This window comes from Bradyrhizobium sp. BEA-2-5 (genome assembly GCF_032918025.1).
GTDB lineage: Bacteria > Pseudomonadota > Alphaproteobacteria > Rhizobiales > Xanthobacteraceae > Bradyrhizobium > Bradyrhizobium pachyrhizi.
The window spans coordinates 4815487-4831037 of record NZ_CP136629.1; the positions used below are offsets into that span (position 1 = coordinate 4815487).

Consider the following 15551-nt stretch of genomic DNA (forward strand, 5'->3'; position numbering starts at 1 on the left):
TCACGCGAACCGGCTTCCACTTCGCTCGAAAACGCCATGCTACTCGACGACCTTCGGCACCAGGAAGAAGTGGCCTTCGGTCGCGGGCGCGTTGGCAACGATATCGTCGGCGATCTCGCCGTCATTGACCACGTCCTGCCGCTTCTTCATCTGCATCGGGGTGACCGAGGTCATCGGCTCCACGCCCTCGACATTGACCTCCGAGAGCTGCTCGACGAAAGCGAGCATGGCGTTGAGCTCGCCCTGCAGATGCGGAACCTCGTCCTCGGAAACCGCAATGCGCGCCAGATGCGCGATGCGGCGGACGGTAGCGGCGTCGACGGACATTATATAAGGCCTCGGGGCTGAAAGGTCAGCCTGCCGTATAGCAGAGGCCGGTTTTGCGCCGCAACCGCGCGGATTTGCCCGCCCAACAGGGCTTTGCGCCCCTCTGGCGACCAGGCAAGACACCCTGCCACGCATTCCGGCTGCGAAACACGGCGACGAAACCACTTCGCGGCCGCCGCGAAGTCGTCTCGAAACATTCACGGCGCCTACTCCACCCAAACAAAAAGTTCGGAGCGCGTCATGTCAATGCTCAACGGCAGCCCCCGCCCGGAGGGCTGGGACCCCGCCCTCTGGTCGATCGGCACGGCGCTGGGGGTCGCGATCCTCTACGTGGCATGCCTGGTCTGAACGAGACCGCGCGTCAGGCCTGAGACAGAGCCGCCATCCGCGCCAGCGCGGCGCCGGCCAGCGCGCGGGTCAACTCGGCCGCCGGCATCTCCTTGCCCATCCGCACCGCCTGTCCGGCCCACAGATTGGTGAAATCGACCTTCCCCTGCTTTTCGGCCGCGGCCTTCAGCGGCCCCAGCGCGGTCGCGGCATGGGGAAACGGCGGCGCATCCGGCGAGACCGGGCCGGCCTCGCGCATCAGGCGGTTCTGGACGCCGCGCGCCGGACGGCCCGTCATGACATTGGTGATGACGGTGGAATCGTCGCTCGCCTGCGCCAGCGCGATGCGGGCCTGCGCCGTCACCTTGGACTCCGGGCAGCGCAGATAGGCCGAGCCGACCTGAACGCCGGAGGCGCCGAGGGCGAATGCCGCGGCGATCCCGCGCCCGTCGGCGATGCCGCCTGCCGCGACGACCGGCACCTTCACCGCATCCACCACCTGCGGCAGCAGCGAGAACGTCCCGGGCTGCTCGGCGATGTTGTCGGTCAAGAACATGGCGCGATGGCCGCCGGCGTCGGCGCCTTGCGCAATGATGACGTCAGCGCCGTTCTCCTCGAGCCAGATCGCTTCCTTCACCGTCGTCGCCGACGACATCACGGTGGCGCCGGTGGCTTTCACCCGCTGCAACAGATTTGGCTCCGGCAGGCCGAAATGGAAGCTGACGACCTCCGGCTTGAGCTCTTCGACGACTTCACAGAAGGCCGCATCGAACGGTGCGCGGTTGGCTGCATTGATCGGCGCATTCGGATCGAGACCATGCTCGCGATAGTAAGGCGCCAGCCGCCGCCGCCAGTTCGCCTCGCGCGCCGGATCGGCGTCGACCGCCTTGTGGCAGAAGAAGTTGAGGTTGACCGGCGCAGAGACGCGTTGACGGATGATGTTGACCTGCTCGCGCGCCTTCTCGGCCGACAGCATCGCGCAAGGCAGCGAGCCCAGCGCTCCGCCTTGCGCGGCCGCAATCACCAGCTCCGCATCCATCACGCCGGCCATCGGCGCCAGCACGATCGGAAATTCGGTCTTGAACAGATCGATCAGTCGACGGTCAGGCCACATGGTGTGTCTCACGCTTGTTCAGGTCAAAGAGGAAAGAGAGTTGCGCCGGCCCTGCAGCGACTGCTCGGCCTCGGCGACGATGCGGCCGACGATCTCGGCCGCCGGAACGATATCATGGATCAGGCCGACGGACTCGCCGGCAAACACCGCGGCGACATCGAAATTGGCCGCGGCCTTCGCGGCGGCATACTCCACCGCGACCTCGTCGGCGCGCTGCATCAGCTCGATCTCGCGCCCGCTCCAGCGCCGCAGATGATCGTTGGCAAGCGAACGCGCGGTGAACGGCGCCGGCCACATCAGCTTGCGCGACCAGTCGAACACCACGCCGCGCACCGTCTCGCCGCTCTTTGCCGCACAGATCAGCTGCTTCGCCTGCTCGGCCGCGTCGGCCTCGACGCTGGCGTAGAAGCGCGTGCCGAGCAGCACGCCGCTTGCGCCCAGCATCATCATGGCGGCGAGCCCGCGCCCGTCCGCGATGCCGCCGGCCGCGACCACCGGCACGCGGCCGGCGGCGAGATCGACGATCGCCGGCACGAGATCGATGGTGGTGCGTGAGGCACCGTGACCTCCCGCCTCCGCTCCCTGCGCGATCAGGACATCGGCGCCGGCATCGAGCGCCTGCTGTGCCATCTCCTCGCTCTGCACCTGGCAGATCAGGAGCGCGCCCGCCGCCTTGATCTTCGGCGCGAACGGCAGGGGATCGCCGAATGACAGCATCACCGCGCGCGGCCGCGCATCCAGTGCGATGTCGATCAGGTCGGGCTGCCTGGCCAGGCTCCAGGTGATGAAGCCGATGCCGAACGGCTTAGCAAAACCCTTCAGCCTCGCGGTCTCGGTCTGCAGCCGCGTCTTGTCGCCGTAGCCGCCGCCCAGAATGCCGAAGCCGCCGGCGGCGCTGACCGCCTTGACCAGCCCGCTGCCGGCGATCGTGTCCATCGGCGCCAGCAGAATCGGATGCTCGATGCCCAGACGTGCCGTCAATTCGGTGCTGATCGGCATGCGCTTGCTCCCTGTTCTGGACGTGCTGTTCTGGACTCGCAGCCTAAGCGGGCCTAACATTCTCGGATAATGAATACTAGAGATCGCTACCATCTCTAAATCAGAACGGTGATCCCAGATGGAATTGACCGACCTGCTCACCTTTTCCACGGTCGCCCGGCTCGGCGGCATCACCCGCGCCGCCGAAGAGCTCAACACGGTGCAGTCGAACGTCACCCAGCGCGTGAAGGCGCTGGAGGCGGAGATCGGCACGGCACTGTTCGAGCGCCACAGCCGCGGCATGACGCTGACGGGTGCCGGCAAGCGCCTTCTCCCCTACGCACAAAGGATGGCGGCGCTGTCGCGCGAAGCCTTGCTCGCCGCACGCGACGATGGCGCGCCGAAAGGACCGCTCGCGATCGGATCGATGGAGACGACGGCGGCCGTGCGTCTGCCGCCGCTGCTCGCCGACTTCCACCGCCGCTTCCCCGCCGTGCGCCTTTCCTTGCGTACCGCGCCGACGGCCGACCTCGTCACCGGCGTGCTTGAAGGCTCGCTCGACGGCGCCTTCGTCGCGGGTCCCATCACGCATGCCGATCTGTCAGCGACATCAGCCTTCACCGAGGAACTGGTCCTGGTCACCGCGCAGCGCTGGAAATCGCTGGCCGAGCTGCGCGCGGGAACGCCGCAGTCCGGGCCGACCGCGCTGGTTTTCCGCACCGGCTGCACCTACCGCCAGCGGCTCGAACAAGTGTTCGTCGAGTTCGGCTGGCCGTCGGCCGCGCGCTTCGAGCTCGGCACGCTCGACGGCATGATCGGCTGCGTCGCCGCCGACATGGGCGTAACGTTGCTGCCGCGCGCGGTCGTCGAGCGCGATCACGTCCAGCGCGACATCAACATCCACAAGCTCAATCCGCAGCATGCGCATGTCGAGACGCTGTTCATCCAGCGCCGCACCGCGCATCAGTACAGCGCGTTGCGGGGGCTGGCCGCGTGCCTCGGTGGCGACGAGCGGGTGATCGCCGCCTGACCGGCGTTTTCGCATGGACACCACGGCAGCGCCGGGCTTTGCCTCGGCGCGCGGGTGCGTGCTAAGCGCTAGTGTGCTGAATGCGAAGTTCGTGCGATTTCGCGGCAGCCACTTTCACGAACTTCGCATTCATAAAGCACACTAGAATCATAAGTTTGCTAGTGTCCTTATCGAATCCGAAGTTCGCTCCGAAGGTGCGGCAAATGATGCGAACTTCGGATTCGGGACACTAGCGCCATGCCCGCCCCCATCCTTCCCCTGATCGAAGCTGCGCCGCACTGGCCCGCGCGCGGCGCGCTGGTCGGGCTCGATCTCGGCACCAAGACCATCGGCGTTGCCGTGTCCGACCCCGATCGTCGGCTCGCGACCGGCGTCGAGACCATCGCCCGCAAGGCGTTCAAGCAGGACGCCGCCCGGCTGCTCGCGATCGCGGCCGAGCGCAAGGTGGTCGGCTTCGTGCTCGGCCTGCCCATCAACATGGACGGCAGCGAGGGCCCGCGCGCGCAATCCACCCGCGCCTTCGCCCGCAATCTCGCCGGACTGACCCAGCTGCCCATCGGCCTCTGGGACGAGCGCCTCTCGACCGCTGCGGTCGAGCGCGAGCTGATCGGCATGGACGTCAGCCGCGCCAAGCGCGCCGAGGTGATCGACGAGCATGCCGCGATCTTCATCCTGCAGGGCGCGCTCGACCGGCTCGCGAAGCTGCGCGGGGAGCGCTGACCATGGCCGTGGTGATCGCGGCGCTGCTGCCGGTCTTCATCCTCATCGTGCTCGGTGTCGTGCTGAAGCACAGCCTGATGCGCCTCGACACGCAATGGCACGGGCTGGAGCAACTGACCTATTTCGTGCTGTTTCCGATGCTGCTGATCCAGACCCTGGTCAAGGCCGACCTCTCCAGGGTGCCGGTCGCCGGCGTCGGCGGCGCGCTGCTGCTGTCGGCGCTCGCGATGTCGCTGCTCTGTCTCGCGCTGCGGCCGGCGCTGTCGCGGCTGGGCATCGATGGTCCCGCCTTCACCTCGATCTTCCAGGGCGCAACGCGCTGGCAGACCTTTGTCGCGCTGTCGGTATCGCGCAATCTGTATGGCAGTACAGGCCTCGCGCTGGCTTCGGTCGCGATGGTCGCAATCATCCCGCTGGTCAATGTGTTCAGCGTCGCCGTGCTGGCGAATTATGCCTCGTCCGCAAAGCGTTCGACCGGCGCCATCGTGATGACTGTCGTGAAGAACCCGCTGATCTGGGCCTGCGTCATCGGGCTCGTCATCAATGTCGTGCACATCCCGCTGCCACAGATCTGGTATGACGTCGCCGACGCGCTCGGCGGATCGTCGCTGGCGATCGGCCTGCTCGTCACCGGGGCCGGGCTGCATCTGGAAGGCATCTTCCGGCCCAGCCTCGCCGCGAGCATCGCGCTGGTGCTGAAACTCGTGCTGATGCCCGTCCTGACCGTCGCGCTCGCGGTGTGGTTCGGCGTTACCGGGCCCGATCTCGCGATCGTCGCGATCTGCGCGGCCGTGCCGACCTCGCCCAGCGCCTATGTGCTGGCCCGCCAGATGGGCGGCGACGCGCCGTTGCTGGCGCAGATCATCACGCTGCAGACGATCCTGGCGGCAATCACGATGCCGATCGCGATCGCCGCAGTGGGGCTTTAGAGGGCGTACCCAATCGGCCTTGACTGGAGCCGAGGCAGCATGGCGCCGCGCCTATCGGTTGCTACCAGACTTCGCGATAGTTCGCGAACTTGCGCAGGGTCTTGTCATAGCGGGCCGGGACGATCCAGGGCAACAGGAGCCTGAAGATCGCGTTCGGAAGCGGAGAGCGAAGCCGCACATAGAGGTCGAGCGGATCGAGGTCATGCCGCATCCGGAATTTCGGTTCGTAGCTGAGACCCGTGCTTCGAAGCCATCTGTAACCGTTGGCGATCGCCCAATTCATCATGTCGCGAATGGTGTAGTAATAAAGATGAAGGTCGAGTGCGACAGCATAGTCGAGGCCGACATACTCCCAGAACAGACTGTCGCCTTCCACCATGCAAAGGCTGAAGGCGATCACCTTGCCGCCACGGCGCCAGATGAAGAAGCGGACCTTGTCCTTCATGTCGGTGCCGAGCCGGCGGAGATAGTCGGCTGTCAGTTTTTCGAAACGGAATTTCGAGCGGTCGAAGACCTGCAGGTAGAGCGGATAGATCTCGTCGACGGCATTCCTTGCGTCGTCGGTGACGGTAAGAGCTATGGTTTCACCGTCGGTTGCCTTGAATTTCTTGCGGAGCTGCCAGCGCGCCGACCGCGGCAGCGCATTTTGCATGTAGGCATCGAAGTCGTCGTGCTCGATATTGAGCGCCGTCATCGGCATGCTCGGCGCGCGGGCGAAGCCGCGCCGGACGAAGCAATCCAGCACCGGCCGGTAGCGCGCGGGGAATTCCTTCAGGACGATGAGCTGCGCCCGGCACGATCTTGCGAGTGTGACGATTTCCCCGCAAAGAATCTCGGCGATCTTGCCGGACGGCACCGTGCTTGATCCGGCAAGATGCCCTTCCCCGGCGAAACATCCGACCATCAGGGTTCGCATTTTGAGAAACCCGGGAACGACGCCTCGGATGCGCGCCAGCAGCGGCTGCCATTGCGCTCCAAGTCCTTCGAGAACGTCCTGGTCGAGAAGAAAAAACGGCTGGACGGCATGGAGACAGCCTGCCCGGTCGATGATCGCGAAGTACCGGTACTCGACGCGCTCGCGGAGCGTATCCTCCAGGATTTCGTAGTAGCGGTGATCCTTGCGCAAGTCGGCGAAGCTGGCAGCCCAAGCGGGACAACCGGCGATTTCGTCGCGCGTCACGATCTTTACGCGAAAAGGCGCTGTAGCAGCTGCCGCGTCCGCTACGCTTGTTGTATCAGCCAGACTGACTGCGTCTGACGCCAACGCAATGCTCCGGGTGATGAAAAGTCTTTCAATACAGTATCAATGTACCTGATTTGGACGCGGGCTCCTGTGCCATCCGCGCAACAAGTCATTACTTTCGAAATCGCGTCTCTTTCGAAGCCCCGTCGGCGCCGAGCGGCGCGCCCTCCCGCAATAGACCGGCCCGCCGGTCCCAGCGACGTAGCACCACAACTCGCCCTTGCGCTTCAGCAAGAGCGAGGGCCAGCAACGATTGGGCGCGGCTTGTACGGCTTCTCCTGATCGCCGCTATTTCCCGGCCGAACCGGCGAACGCCGTATCGAGCACATCCCCGATCGGCTGCCAGCTACGGCCATCGAACTGAAGCAACCGCAATTGCTCGACCGGTCGGAACTGAGCGGTGTTGATCTTGATGCCGGGGAGCAAGGCGGACGCCTGATAATCCCTGAGCGCCGCGGCCTGCTTCATGACATTCTCGCGCGACAGGTCGTTGCCGCATTGCCTGAGCACCTCGACCATCGTTTCGGCGGCGGCATAGCCGTAGACTGCGGCCGCGTCATCCTTGCCGCCGGCTTTGGTATACTTGTCCAGGAAGCTGTACCAGGCGCCCTGCTCCGCTCTCCAGGCCGGATCGCTCGCATCCTTCAGGAACGCGGCGGTGATGACGCCGGTCGCATTCTCCGTGCCGGCCCGCTTGAGCACCGTCTCGATCGATGACGCCATCTGGTTCACGACGAACACCGGCCGCCAACCGTGGTCGGCCGCCGCGCGGATCACCTTGGCGGCATTTTCCGGTACTCCGGCAAACACAAAGACCTCGGCGCCCGATTGCTTCAGGATCGAGACGTGGCCGTCCAGGTGCTGATCGTCGACATCATAGGCGATGTCGACCCTGATGTTGTGGGCGACGTCGCCCAGCCCCTGCACCAGTCCCTTGAACAATTCGCGCCCGAACTGGTCGTTCTGCCAGAGCACCACGATCTTCTTCCTGGGGTAGTAGGCCTGGATGTAGTTGGCGTAGATGCGCCCTTCCTCGCGATACGAGGGCTGCCAGCCCATGGTCCACGGATAGGCCGCCGGCTCGCTGAGCTCGTGATCGCCGGAAGCAACGAAAAGCTGGGGGATCTTCCGTTCGTTGAGATACTTCCGCACCGCGAGATTCCCCGGCGTGCCGAACGAACCGAACATCAAGAGCACATTGTCGGTTTCGACCAGAATGCGCGTGAGATCCATGGCGTTGGAGGGATCCGACAGATCGTCATAGGACATGAAGCGGATCTTGCGGCCGTTGATCCCGCCACGCGCGTTGATCATGTTGAAATAGGCGGCCTCCGCCTGGCCGATCTGGCCGAAAATCTCCAGCGCGCCGCTATACGGCATGACATTGCCGATCCGGATTTCGGTGTCGGTAACGCCCTGGTCGCGCACCTGCTGCGTGATGGCGCCGAGAGACGCCAGCGCGACGACGCCGGCCAGGATTGCTCGGATCAAGATAGCCATGAGAAGAGCTCGCACGACGGCAGCCGCCGCTGCCTAGTTTCGGACCGGCCCGCGCTCATTCATTGAATCTGGATCATAGCACTCGGACGGGGGCACCGACATCCCCTTGGTCCACACTCCCGCCATTGCGAGCGAAGCGGAGCAATCCATCTTTCCGCGTGCAGAGACGTCGATTGCTTCGTCGCGGAACCTGTCGTCGCGCGCGCGTCCGCGCGACCTGTTGGCTCCTAGCAATTGGACAGGGCGTTACGATCCCGCCAGCCACCAGGTCTGGATCGTCGCCGCGAAATTGTTCAGCCCGTGCAGCAGGATGGTCAGCCAGGTCGAGCCGGTGCGGAAGCGCAAATAGCCGAACAGGAGGCCGATCGTCAGCACCTGGCAGAGGAAGAACCAATCGTATTGCAGGTGCATCACGGTCCAGACGATCGACGACAGCAGGATCGCGCCATAGGGTCCGAGCGCGGATTCCGACCAGCCGCGGTAGAGCCAGCCGCGTGCGAACAGTTCCTCCCAGAGCGGCGCGGCCACGGCGAAGGCGATCACCAGGAGCCACAGTGCGCTGTGCTCCTGCGCCGATTTCAGCACGTCGCCCATGAAGCCCGGCGACACCTCGCGGCCGGCGGCGCGGGACACCATGTCCCAGGCCCCGACCAGTACGACGAGCGCGACGACGCCGATGATCACGTTCTTCCACGACGTCCCGCGCAGCCCGAGATAATCGGCGAACGGGATCCGGGTCCTGCGGATCGCGAACCACAGCACCAGCAACACCATCGGCAGGCCGGCGAGGACCGAGAGCGAGATCGTCAGGCCGTCGGCGACCACGTGGGTGATGCCGGCCGTCGACACCTCCCCGCCCTGCGCGACGATGCGCCAGACGATGACCGTGACCTGGCCGACGAACATCGCGGCGAAAATCAAAAGGCCCCACAGTGCGGTGCCCCAGAATTTCCAGACCCGCGGGGGGAGCGGCGGCGGTTCGACAGCCGACGGCGAAGTATCGGGATTGAGTGCGTCCATCAGCAAACCTTCATGGCAGCGCCCGCGCCAGCAGCGCGCGCTGATCGGTATCGGATAAGTCCACCGCGCCGTACATCCCGGCGTGGCGTTCGGCAAGCCGTGTCGCCGCCAACAGCTCGGCGTTTTTCGGCGAGACCTGGTTGAGCGCCGCAGTTGCCGCCAGGAGCGCCAGCTGCTCGACCGCAAGCCGCGCGACGCGCTCGCTGTCCGGCCGGCGGAACGACTGCCCGATCGAGCCAACGGCCTCGGCGGCGCCCGGCAGGCCCTTGGTCTCCTCGGCGAGCGCGCGCAGCACCGCGAGTGCGGCGTCAGCCTCGCGCGCGAGCGCGCGCAGCACGTCGAGGCACATCACGTTGCCCGAGCCTTCCCAGATCGCGTTGACCGGCGACTCCCGATAGTGGCGGGCCAGGATGCCGTCCTCGACATAACCGTTGCCGCCGAGGCACTCCATCGCCTCGTAGAGGAACGGCGGCGCGCTCTTGCAGGTCCAGTATTTGATCGCGGGCGTCAGCAGCCGCATATAGGCCGCCTCCGCCGCATCCTGCGGCGTGCGGTCGAAGGCGCGGCAGAGCCGCATCACCAGGGCCGTGCTCGCCTCCACATGCAGCGCCATGTCCGACAGCACGGCCTGCATCAGGGGCTGATCGGCAAGATGCTTCTGGAACACGCTGCGGTGCCGCGCGTGATGCAGCGCATGTGCGAGCCCCGAGCGCATCAGGCCGACGGACGCAATCGCGCAATCCTGCCGCGTCAGCTGCACCATCTGGATGATGGTGCGGATGCCCTTGCCCTCCTCGCCGACCGCTTCCGCGTAGGCGCCGGCGAACTCGACCTCGGACGAGGCGTTGGAGCGGTTGCCGAGCTTGTCCTTCAGCCGCTGGAACTGGATGGCGTTGACAGAGCCGTCCGGCGCGAAGCGCGGCATGAAGAAGCAGGTCAGCCCGCCATCTGCCTGCGCCAGCACCAGGAACGCATCGCACATCGGCGCCGACATGAACCATTTGTGACCGGTGATGCGATAGCCGTCCCCGTCACGCACGGCCCGCGTCATGTTGGCGCGCACGTCGGTGCCGCCCTGCTTCTCGGTCATGCCCATGCCGAGCGTCATGCCGCGCTTCTGCCACCACGGCGCAAAGGTGGGATCATAGGCGCGCGTTCCGATCACCGGCATCGTCTTCGCCAGAATATCCGGCTGCGAGGCCAGCGCCGCGACCGAGGCGCGCGTCATCGTGATCGGACAGAGATGGCCGGTCTCGACCTGGGAAGCGATGTAGAACCTTGCCGCGCGCACCACCTCGGCCGCCCCGCCGGCCGGCTTGCCGTCGGCGGTCCAGGTCGAATTGTGCACGCCCGCGTGCGCACTGTGCGCCATCAGCTCGTGATAGGCGGGATGAAACTCGACCTGGTCGCGGCGATTGCCCTTGGCATCGAAGGTGCGCAGCTTCGGCGTGTTCTCGTTCGCGAGGCGGCCGCGATCGGCCATCGCCGCAGAGCCCCATTGCTTGCCGAAATCGGACAGCTCAGCCGTTGCCGCCTCCCCGCCATTGGCAGCGACCGCCGCGGCGAGCGGCGCGTCCACCGCGAACAGGTCGACGTCCTCGAACGGCGGCGACTGGTTGAAGACCTCATGGGTGGCAAACGGAGCCTGCGTCATGGTCTCCTCGGCAACTGGTCTGCACGCATGCGGCCTGGACAACAGGCCTTCCCCGGCCGGGATCACGGGCCAGCCGCGGCGCAATGGAATCGGAGGATCATAAGCCTGCGAGCCGGCGCGGGGCAGCGAAAAGTACACGTCCGCCAGATGCTTCTGTGCTTTAGATGCTTGCGCGCTTGGGCGCATGGCGGCCGAGCCAGCGGTCGACCGAGTCATTGACGCGGGTCCGGTTCGCCTCCTTCCTGGAAGCCTGGACCGGAAAAATGTCGCCGCTGCTCAATTGCCGGTTATCGGGATAGGCCGCCAACTGCAGGTTGGACTCATGCGCGGCGCCATCCACCGGCGAGATGTAGGCAAACCGGATCTCGATCTTGTGCTTGATGTCGGCGCCTTGCCATTTCGGATGATGGCGCGCCAGAAGCTCGGTAAGCTCGCACGGCAACAGATCGGAGGTCGAGCTTCGCGATCCCTCGGTCTTCTCCATGTAGCATTGTTCCTTGACGCTGCTGACGCGCGCGTCGATCGGCCGGAAGTTCAACCGCTTGTCGAGCTCGCTATAGACATAGAAGCTCGCGACGGCGACAGCGATCATAGCGTAGAGGCCAAGGCGCATGGTTGTGCTTCCGTCCTGTCGAACCGCGTCGGTCAGATCGAACGCGCCTTGTCCGCCTTGGTCTTGGAGGCGAGCACAGGAAACACATCCCCGGCGCGCAGCGGCTTGCCATTGGGCAAATAGGACATCTGCAGGCTCGACTGGTGCGTGGCCCCGTCGACCGGCGAGACATAGACGACCTTCACCTCGATCTTGTGCTTCACGTCATAACCCTGCCACTTCGGATGCTCCTTGCGCAGCAGCTCGGCAATCTCGCAACGGGTCAGGTCGGAGGTCGACGTCGTCTTGGTGATGACGCCGCGCTCGACCTTTTCCAGATAGCATTGCTCGCTGACGCCGCTGATGCGGGCATCGACGCGCTGATAGTTCGCGCTCTTGTCGTGTCGATCGTAGATCAAGACGCCGGCGACGCCGACGACAACAATTGCAATGGCTGCGAAACGCATGCTGCATGCTCCCGTGTTGCCCGCACTTCATACGGCCACAATTAAGGAGTGTTGAAAGTGCGCTCGGCTACTTTTGCGATGGCAAGCGTCGCCTTGCGAAAATGCTTCGGATTTGAGGAAAATCCTGCGCTGGAGCTTCGGTTCTGATTGAATCAGAATCGAAGCTCTAGTCTCTTGTTCCGACGCGTTTTCTTCACGCGAACCGGCGTCCCCTTCGCTCGAAAACGCTCTAGCGCGCCCGGACGATCGGGAAGTCGTAGGCCGGCCCGCCTGCCCCCGGCAGCGAAAAGTGCCACCATTCCTTGGCATAGTTCGCGAACCCCTGCCGGGCCATCGCCGCGACCAGCTTGGTGCGCCAGCGTCTCTGCGCCGGCGTGATCGAGGCGGCCGCGGTGTGGGCCTTCACGTCGGAACAATCGTAGCCGGTACCCATGTCGACGCTGCCCTCCGGGGCACGCGCGGCGGCCGGCGCGGTGCAGTCGGCATAGTCCCTGGCCGGATCGAACTTGCGCGAATTGTCGGCGCCAAGATCGACCAGCGTGAGATCGACCGCGGCCCCTGTCGAATGCCCCGAATGGGTGGCGATGTAGCCGAGGCGGAACAGATCGGCTTTCGAGAAGACCGGGTTGTAGCGCCGCTCGGCGACGGTCTCGGTGCCATTTTTCGACCACGCCACCATGTCGGCGACGGCACGGGCCGGCCGGTAGCAATCGAACATCTTCAGCGACAGTCTTTGCCGGGCCAGTTCCTGCTGCACGGCCTTGAGCCTGAGCCCGACCTCCCGCTTCACCACGCATTCCGCCGCGCCATAGCCCGCGAGCGGCCGGCCCATGAAATTGTTCGCGGCGGCGTAGCGGATGTCCTGAATGATGGTCGGATCGATGTTGCGGAGGAACGCGAAGTCGCCGGGCAGGTTCTGAGCGAAGGCAGGCGAGATCGCCCCCGGGATCAACGCGATGGTCATCCATGCGATCACGACAATTTTCACGAGGTCTCGCTCCGGCGTCACGGCCGGGTATAGCCCGTCAGGAGGACGGCGTCGCTGCCGCTCCGCCTATGCCCGGCCATCCACGTCTTGTTCCGGAAAACCCCGCAAAAGCAAGGCGCGGATGTCCCGCGGCGAGCCCCGGCAGGACCGCCGAGAAGGCAACAACATCTTACTCGGGGAAAACTCCCGCGAGCCCTCTTCGCGCTTGCCCCACCGGCCATCCGCGCCTATAGCTCTCGCTTTAATGACCCCATCGTTGAAATCGACCTTCGTCCTCGGCCACCGGCATTTGCTGGGCATCGAGGGCCTTTCTGCCGCCGACATCAGCGGCCTCCTCGACCTGTCCGAAGAATATGTCGAGGTCAACCGCCAGGTTGACAAGAAGCGCACCGTCCTGCGTGGACGGACGCAGGTGAACCTCTTCTTCGAGGCTTCCACCCGGACCCAGTCCTCGTTCGAGCTCGCGGGCAAGCGGCTCGGCGCCGACGTCATGAACATGTCGGTATCCTCGTCCTCGATCCGCAAGGGCGAGACCCTGATCGACACCGCCGTGACGCTGAATGCGATGCACCCGGACATCCTGGTGGTGCGCCATCACGCCTCCGGCGCGGTGGAACTGCTGGCGCGCAAGGTTGACGGTTCCGTGATCAATGCCGGCGACGGCGCGCACGAGCATCCGACGCAGGCGCTGCTCGACGCGCTCACCATCCGCCGCAACAAGGGCCGGCTCGAAGGCCTCGTGGTCGCGATCTGCGGCGACGTGCTGCATTCGCGCGTGGCCCGCTCCAACATCATCCTGCTCAACACCATGGGCGCCCGCGTCCGGGTCGTCGGCCCTTCCACGCTGCTGCCGACCGGCATCGAGCGGATGGGCGTCGAGGTCATGCGCGACATGCGCGAGGGCCTCGAAGGCGCCGACATCGTCATGATGCTGCGGCTGCAACGCGAGCGCATGAATGGCTCCTTCGTGCCCTCGTCGTCGGAATATTTCCATTATTTCGGGCTCGACCAGAAGAAGCTCGCCTACGCCAAGCCGGATGCCCTCGTGATGCATCCGGGTCCGATGAACCGCGGCGTGGAGATCGACTCGATCGTGGCCGACGGCGCCCAGTCCCTGATCCGCGAACAGGTGGAGATGGGCGTCGCCGTGCGCATGGCCGTGCTGGAAGCGCTCGCCCGCAACCTGCCCAACGCGTGATGCTGATGTTGACCGATCGCCGCCCCATCCTGCTCGCCAATGCCCGCGTCGTCGATCCCTCCAGGGATTTCGACGGTCCGGGCGATGTCCTGATCGCCGACGGCGTGATCCGTGACGCCAAGCGCGGCATCGGCGCGGCCGGCGTCCCCGAGGGCACCGACATCGTCAACTGCTCCGGCAAGATCGTGGCGCCGGGCCTGATCGACATGCGCGCCTTCGTCGGCGAGCCCGGCCTCAGCCATCGCGAGACCTTTGCCTCCGCGAGCCAGGCCGCCGCGACGGGCGGCATCACCACCATCATCTGCCAGCCGGCCACCTCTCCCGTCATCGACAATTCGGCAACCGTCGACTTCGTGATGCGCCGCGCCCGCGACACCGCGATCGTCAACATCCAGCCGATGGCGGCGCTGACCAAGGGCATGCACGGCGAGGAGATGACCGAGTTCGGCCTCCTGAAAGCCGCCGGCGCGGTTGCCTTCAGCGACGGCGACAAAAGCGTGACCAACGCCCAGGTCATGCGACGCGCGCTGACCTACGCCCGCGACTTCGACGCGCTGATCGTGCATCACACCGAGGACCCCAACCTCGTCGGCGAAGGCGTGATGAACGAGGGCGAGTTCGCGACCCGGCTCGGCCTTGCCGGCATTCCCACGGCGGCCGAGTCGATCATGCTCGAGCGCGACATGCGGCTCGCAGGCTTGACCGGCGGGCGCTATCACGCAGCCTCGCTGACCTCGATCGAGTCGCTGGAGATCCTCAAGCGCGCCCGCGACGCCGGCCACAATGTCTCGGCCTCGGTCTCGATCAACCATCTGGCGCTGAACGAGAACGACATCGGCCCCTATCGATCCTTCCTGAAGCTGTCACCGCCGCTGCGGACCGAGGACGACCGCCGCGCGCTGGTGGCGGCGATCGCCTCCGGCCTCCTCGACGTCATCATGTCCGACCACAATCCGCAGGACGTCGAGGTCAAGCGCCTGCCGTTCGCGGAAGCCGCGCCCGGTGCCATCGGGCTCGAGACCATGCTGCCGGCCGGCCTGCGGCTGGTGCATAATGGCGAATTGGAGCTGAAGACGCTGATCCGGGCGATGTCGACCCGTCCGGCCGAGCTGCTCGGGCTGCCAGGCGGAACCCTGCGCGCCGGGAGCCCCGCCGACGTCATCGTGATCGATCCCGATACGCCCTGGGTGGTCGACCGCGACGATCTCAAATCACTGTGCAAGAACACGCCGTTTGACGACGCCCGCTTCTCGGGCCGCGTGACGCGGACGATCGTCGGTGGACGGACCGTGTACGAGCACGTCTGAAACTGGGGTGGAACTCAGCGCGACGCGAGTTGCGACATCGCTTCCATCGTTGTGCCAACGACGATGGCCGCGACGTAAACGACAAAGAAAAACTGCTCCAGCCGCCTGCGAACAGAAGCCATGATAAGCTCCCTCATTACCAAGGCCATGGTGCGGA

15 protein-coding genes are annotated in these 15551 nt (G+C 65.4%); 5 read left to right on the plus strand and 10 right to left on the minus strand.

The window, feature by feature from the left end:
• Positions 1 to 39: 39 nt before the first annotated feature.
• The 3 genes from gatC to RX327_RS22585 form a co-directional block, all read right to left on the minus strand.
• Positions 40 to 327 carry an Asp-tRNA(Asn)/Glu-tRNA(Gln) amidotransferase subunit GatC gene (gene gatC, locus RX327_RS22575; protein ID WP_008548395.1) on the minus strand — a complete coding sequence of 96 codons (288 nt, stop codon included), beginning with the start codon at positions 325 to 327 and terminating at the stop codon, positions 40 to 42.
• Positions 328 to 688: 361 nt separating this feature from the next.
• On the minus strand, positions 689 to 1768 hold the full coding sequence (locus RX327_RS22580) for a nitronate monooxygenase family protein (RefSeq protein WP_317247157.1): 1080 nt from the start codon (positions 1766 to 1768) through the stop codon (positions 689 to 691).
• A gap of 18 nt (positions 1769 to 1786) precedes the next feature.
• Positions 1787 to 2767, minus strand: coding sequence for a nitronate monooxygenase (locus tag RX327_RS22585; protein ID WP_317247158.1), 981 nt, complete (start codon positions 2765 to 2767; stop codon positions 1787 to 1789).
• A gap of 118 nt (positions 2768 to 2885) precedes the next feature.
• On the opposite strand from RX327_RS22585, the gene RX327_RS22590 reads away from it, so the two are divergent.
• From RX327_RS22590 to RX327_RS22600, 3 genes are all read left to right on the plus strand, one after another.
• A complete protein-coding gene (locus RX327_RS22590; RefSeq protein WP_317247159.1) occupies positions 2886 to 3776 on the plus strand; it encodes a LysR family transcriptional regulator in 891 nt (296 codons plus the stop codon).
• Positions 3777 to 4013: 237 nt separating this feature from the next.
• Positions 4014 to 4496: a Holliday junction resolvase RuvX gene (gene ruvX / locus RX327_RS22595; RefSeq protein ID WP_317247160.1), complete on the plus strand. Its 483-nt coding sequence runs from the start codon at positions 4014 to 4016 to the stop codon at positions 4494 to 4496.
• 2 nt (positions 4497 to 4498) lie between these two features.
• The gene (locus RX327_RS22600) at positions 4499 to 5425 is read left to right on the plus strand and encodes an AEC family transporter (protein WP_317247161.1); all 927 of its coding nucleotides are present in this window, start codon (positions 4499 to 4501) and stop codon (positions 5423 to 5425) included.
• 61 nt (positions 5426 to 5486) lie between these two features.
• On the opposite strand, the gene RX327_RS22605 is transcribed toward RX327_RS22600, so the two are convergent.
• The 7 genes from RX327_RS22605 to RX327_RS22635 form a co-directional block, all read right to left on the minus strand.
• Positions 5487 to 6605 carry a GNAT family N-acetyltransferase gene (locus RX327_RS22605; RefSeq protein ID WP_244482330.1) on the minus strand — a complete coding sequence of 373 codons (1119 nt, stop codon included), beginning with the start codon at positions 6603 to 6605 and terminating at the stop codon, positions 5487 to 5489.
• A gap of 351 nt (positions 6606 to 6956) precedes the next feature.
• Positions 6957 to 8168, minus strand: a complete 1212-nt coding sequence (locus RX327_RS22610; RefSeq protein ID WP_317247162.1) for an ABC transporter substrate-binding protein — start codon at positions 8166 to 8168, stop codon at positions 6957 to 6959.
• Between the two features lie 246 nt (positions 8169 to 8414).
• Positions 8415 to 9188 carry a CPBP family intramembrane glutamic endopeptidase gene (locus RX327_RS22615; protein WP_050385784.1) on the minus strand — a complete coding sequence of 258 codons (774 nt, stop codon included), beginning with the start codon at positions 9186 to 9188 and terminating at the stop codon, positions 8415 to 8417.
• A gap of 10 nt (positions 9189 to 9198) precedes the next feature.
• Complete coding sequence (locus RX327_RS22620) at positions 9199 to 10842, minus strand: isovaleryl-CoA dehydrogenase (protein WP_317247163.1); 1644 nt, start codon at positions 10840 to 10842, stop codon at positions 9199 to 9201.
• Between the two features lie 160 nt (positions 10843 to 11002).
• On the minus strand, positions 11003 to 11455 hold the full coding sequence (locus RX327_RS22625; RefSeq protein WP_050385783.1) for a hypothetical protein: 453 nt from the start codon (positions 11453 to 11455) through the stop codon (positions 11003 to 11005).
• A gap of 32 nt (positions 11456 to 11487) precedes the next feature.
• Complete coding sequence (locus RX327_RS22630) at positions 11488 to 11901, minus strand: hypothetical protein (protein WP_050385782.1); 414 nt, start codon at positions 11899 to 11901, stop codon at positions 11488 to 11490.
• 229 nt (positions 11902 to 12130) lie between these two features.
• Positions 12131 to 12865, minus strand: coding sequence for a M15 family metallopeptidase (locus RX327_RS22635; RefSeq protein ID WP_050385810.1), 735 nt, complete (start codon positions 12863 to 12865; stop codon positions 12131 to 12133).
• Between the two features lie 268 nt (positions 12866 to 13133).
• Here RX327_RS22635 and RX327_RS22640 point away from each other — a divergent pair, with 268 nt between their 5' ends.
• Entirely contained in the window at positions 13134 to 14087 is a 954-nt protein-coding gene (locus RX327_RS22640; RefSeq protein ID WP_317247164.1) for an aspartate carbamoyltransferase catalytic subunit, read from the plus strand.
• Positions 14088 to 14092: 5 nt separating this feature from the next.
• Complete coding sequence (locus tag RX327_RS22645; protein WP_317247165.1) at positions 14093 to 15394, plus strand: dihydroorotase; 1302 nt, start codon at positions 14093 to 14095, stop codon at positions 15392 to 15394.
• The last annotated feature ends 157 nt before the right edge of the window (positions 15395 to 15551 follow it).

What these genes read in the sequence shown, in the direction of transcription:
- gatC (WP_008548395.1), bottom strand. Translation starts at nt 327, where the DNA reads ATGTCCGTCGACGCCGCTACCGTCCGCCGCATCGCGCATCTGGCGCGC.
- RX327_RS22580 (WP_317247157.1), bottom strand. Translation starts at nt 1,768, where the DNA reads ATGTGGCCTGACCGTCGACTGATCGATCTGTTCAAGACCGAATTTCCG.
- RX327_RS22585 (WP_317247158.1), bottom strand. Translation starts at nt 2,767, where the DNA reads ATGCCGATCAGCACCGAATTGACGGCACGTCTGGGCATCGAGCATCCG.
- RX327_RS22590 (WP_317247159.1), top strand. Translation starts at nt 2,886, where the DNA reads ATGGAATTGACCGACCTGCTCACCTTTTCCACGGTCGCCCGGCTCGGC.
- ruvX (WP_317247160.1), top strand. Translation starts at nt 4,014, where the DNA reads ATGCCCGCCCCCATCCTTCCCCTGATCGAAGCTGCGCCGCACTGGCCC.
- RX327_RS22600 (WP_317247161.1), top strand. Translation starts at nt 4,499, where the DNA reads ATGGCCGTGGTGATCGCGGCGCTGCTGCCGGTCTTCATCCTCATCGTG.
- RX327_RS22610 (WP_317247162.1), bottom strand. Translation starts at nt 8,168, where the DNA reads ATGGCTATCTTGATCCGAGCAATCCTGGCCGGCGTCGTCGCGCTGGCG.
- RX327_RS22615 (WP_050385784.1), bottom strand. Translation starts at nt 9,188, where the DNA reads ATGGACGCACTCAATCCCGATACTTCGCCGTCGGCTGTCGAACCGCCG.
- RX327_RS22620 (WP_317247163.1), bottom strand. Translation starts at nt 10,842, where the DNA reads ATGACGCAGGCTCCGTTTGCCACCCATGAGGTCTTCAACCAGTCGCCG.
- RX327_RS22625 (WP_050385783.1), bottom strand. Translation starts at nt 11,455, where the DNA reads ATGCGCCTTGGCCTCTACGCTATGATCGCTGTCGCCGTCGCGAGCTTC.
- RX327_RS22630 (WP_050385782.1), bottom strand. Translation starts at nt 11,901, where the DNA reads ATGCGTTTCGCAGCCATTGCAATTGTTGTCGTCGGCGTCGCCGGCGTC.
- RX327_RS22635 (WP_050385810.1), bottom strand. Translation starts at nt 12,865, where the DNA reads ATGACCATCGCGTTGATCCCGGGGGCGATCTCGCCTGCCTTCGCTCAG.
- RX327_RS22640 (WP_317247164.1), top strand. Translation starts at nt 13,134, where the DNA reads ATGACCCCATCGTTGAAATCGACCTTCGTCCTCGGCCACCGGCATTTG.
- RX327_RS22645 (WP_317247165.1), top strand. Translation starts at nt 14,093, where the DNA reads ATGTTGACCGATCGCCGCCCCATCCTGCTCGCCAATGCCCGCGTCGTC.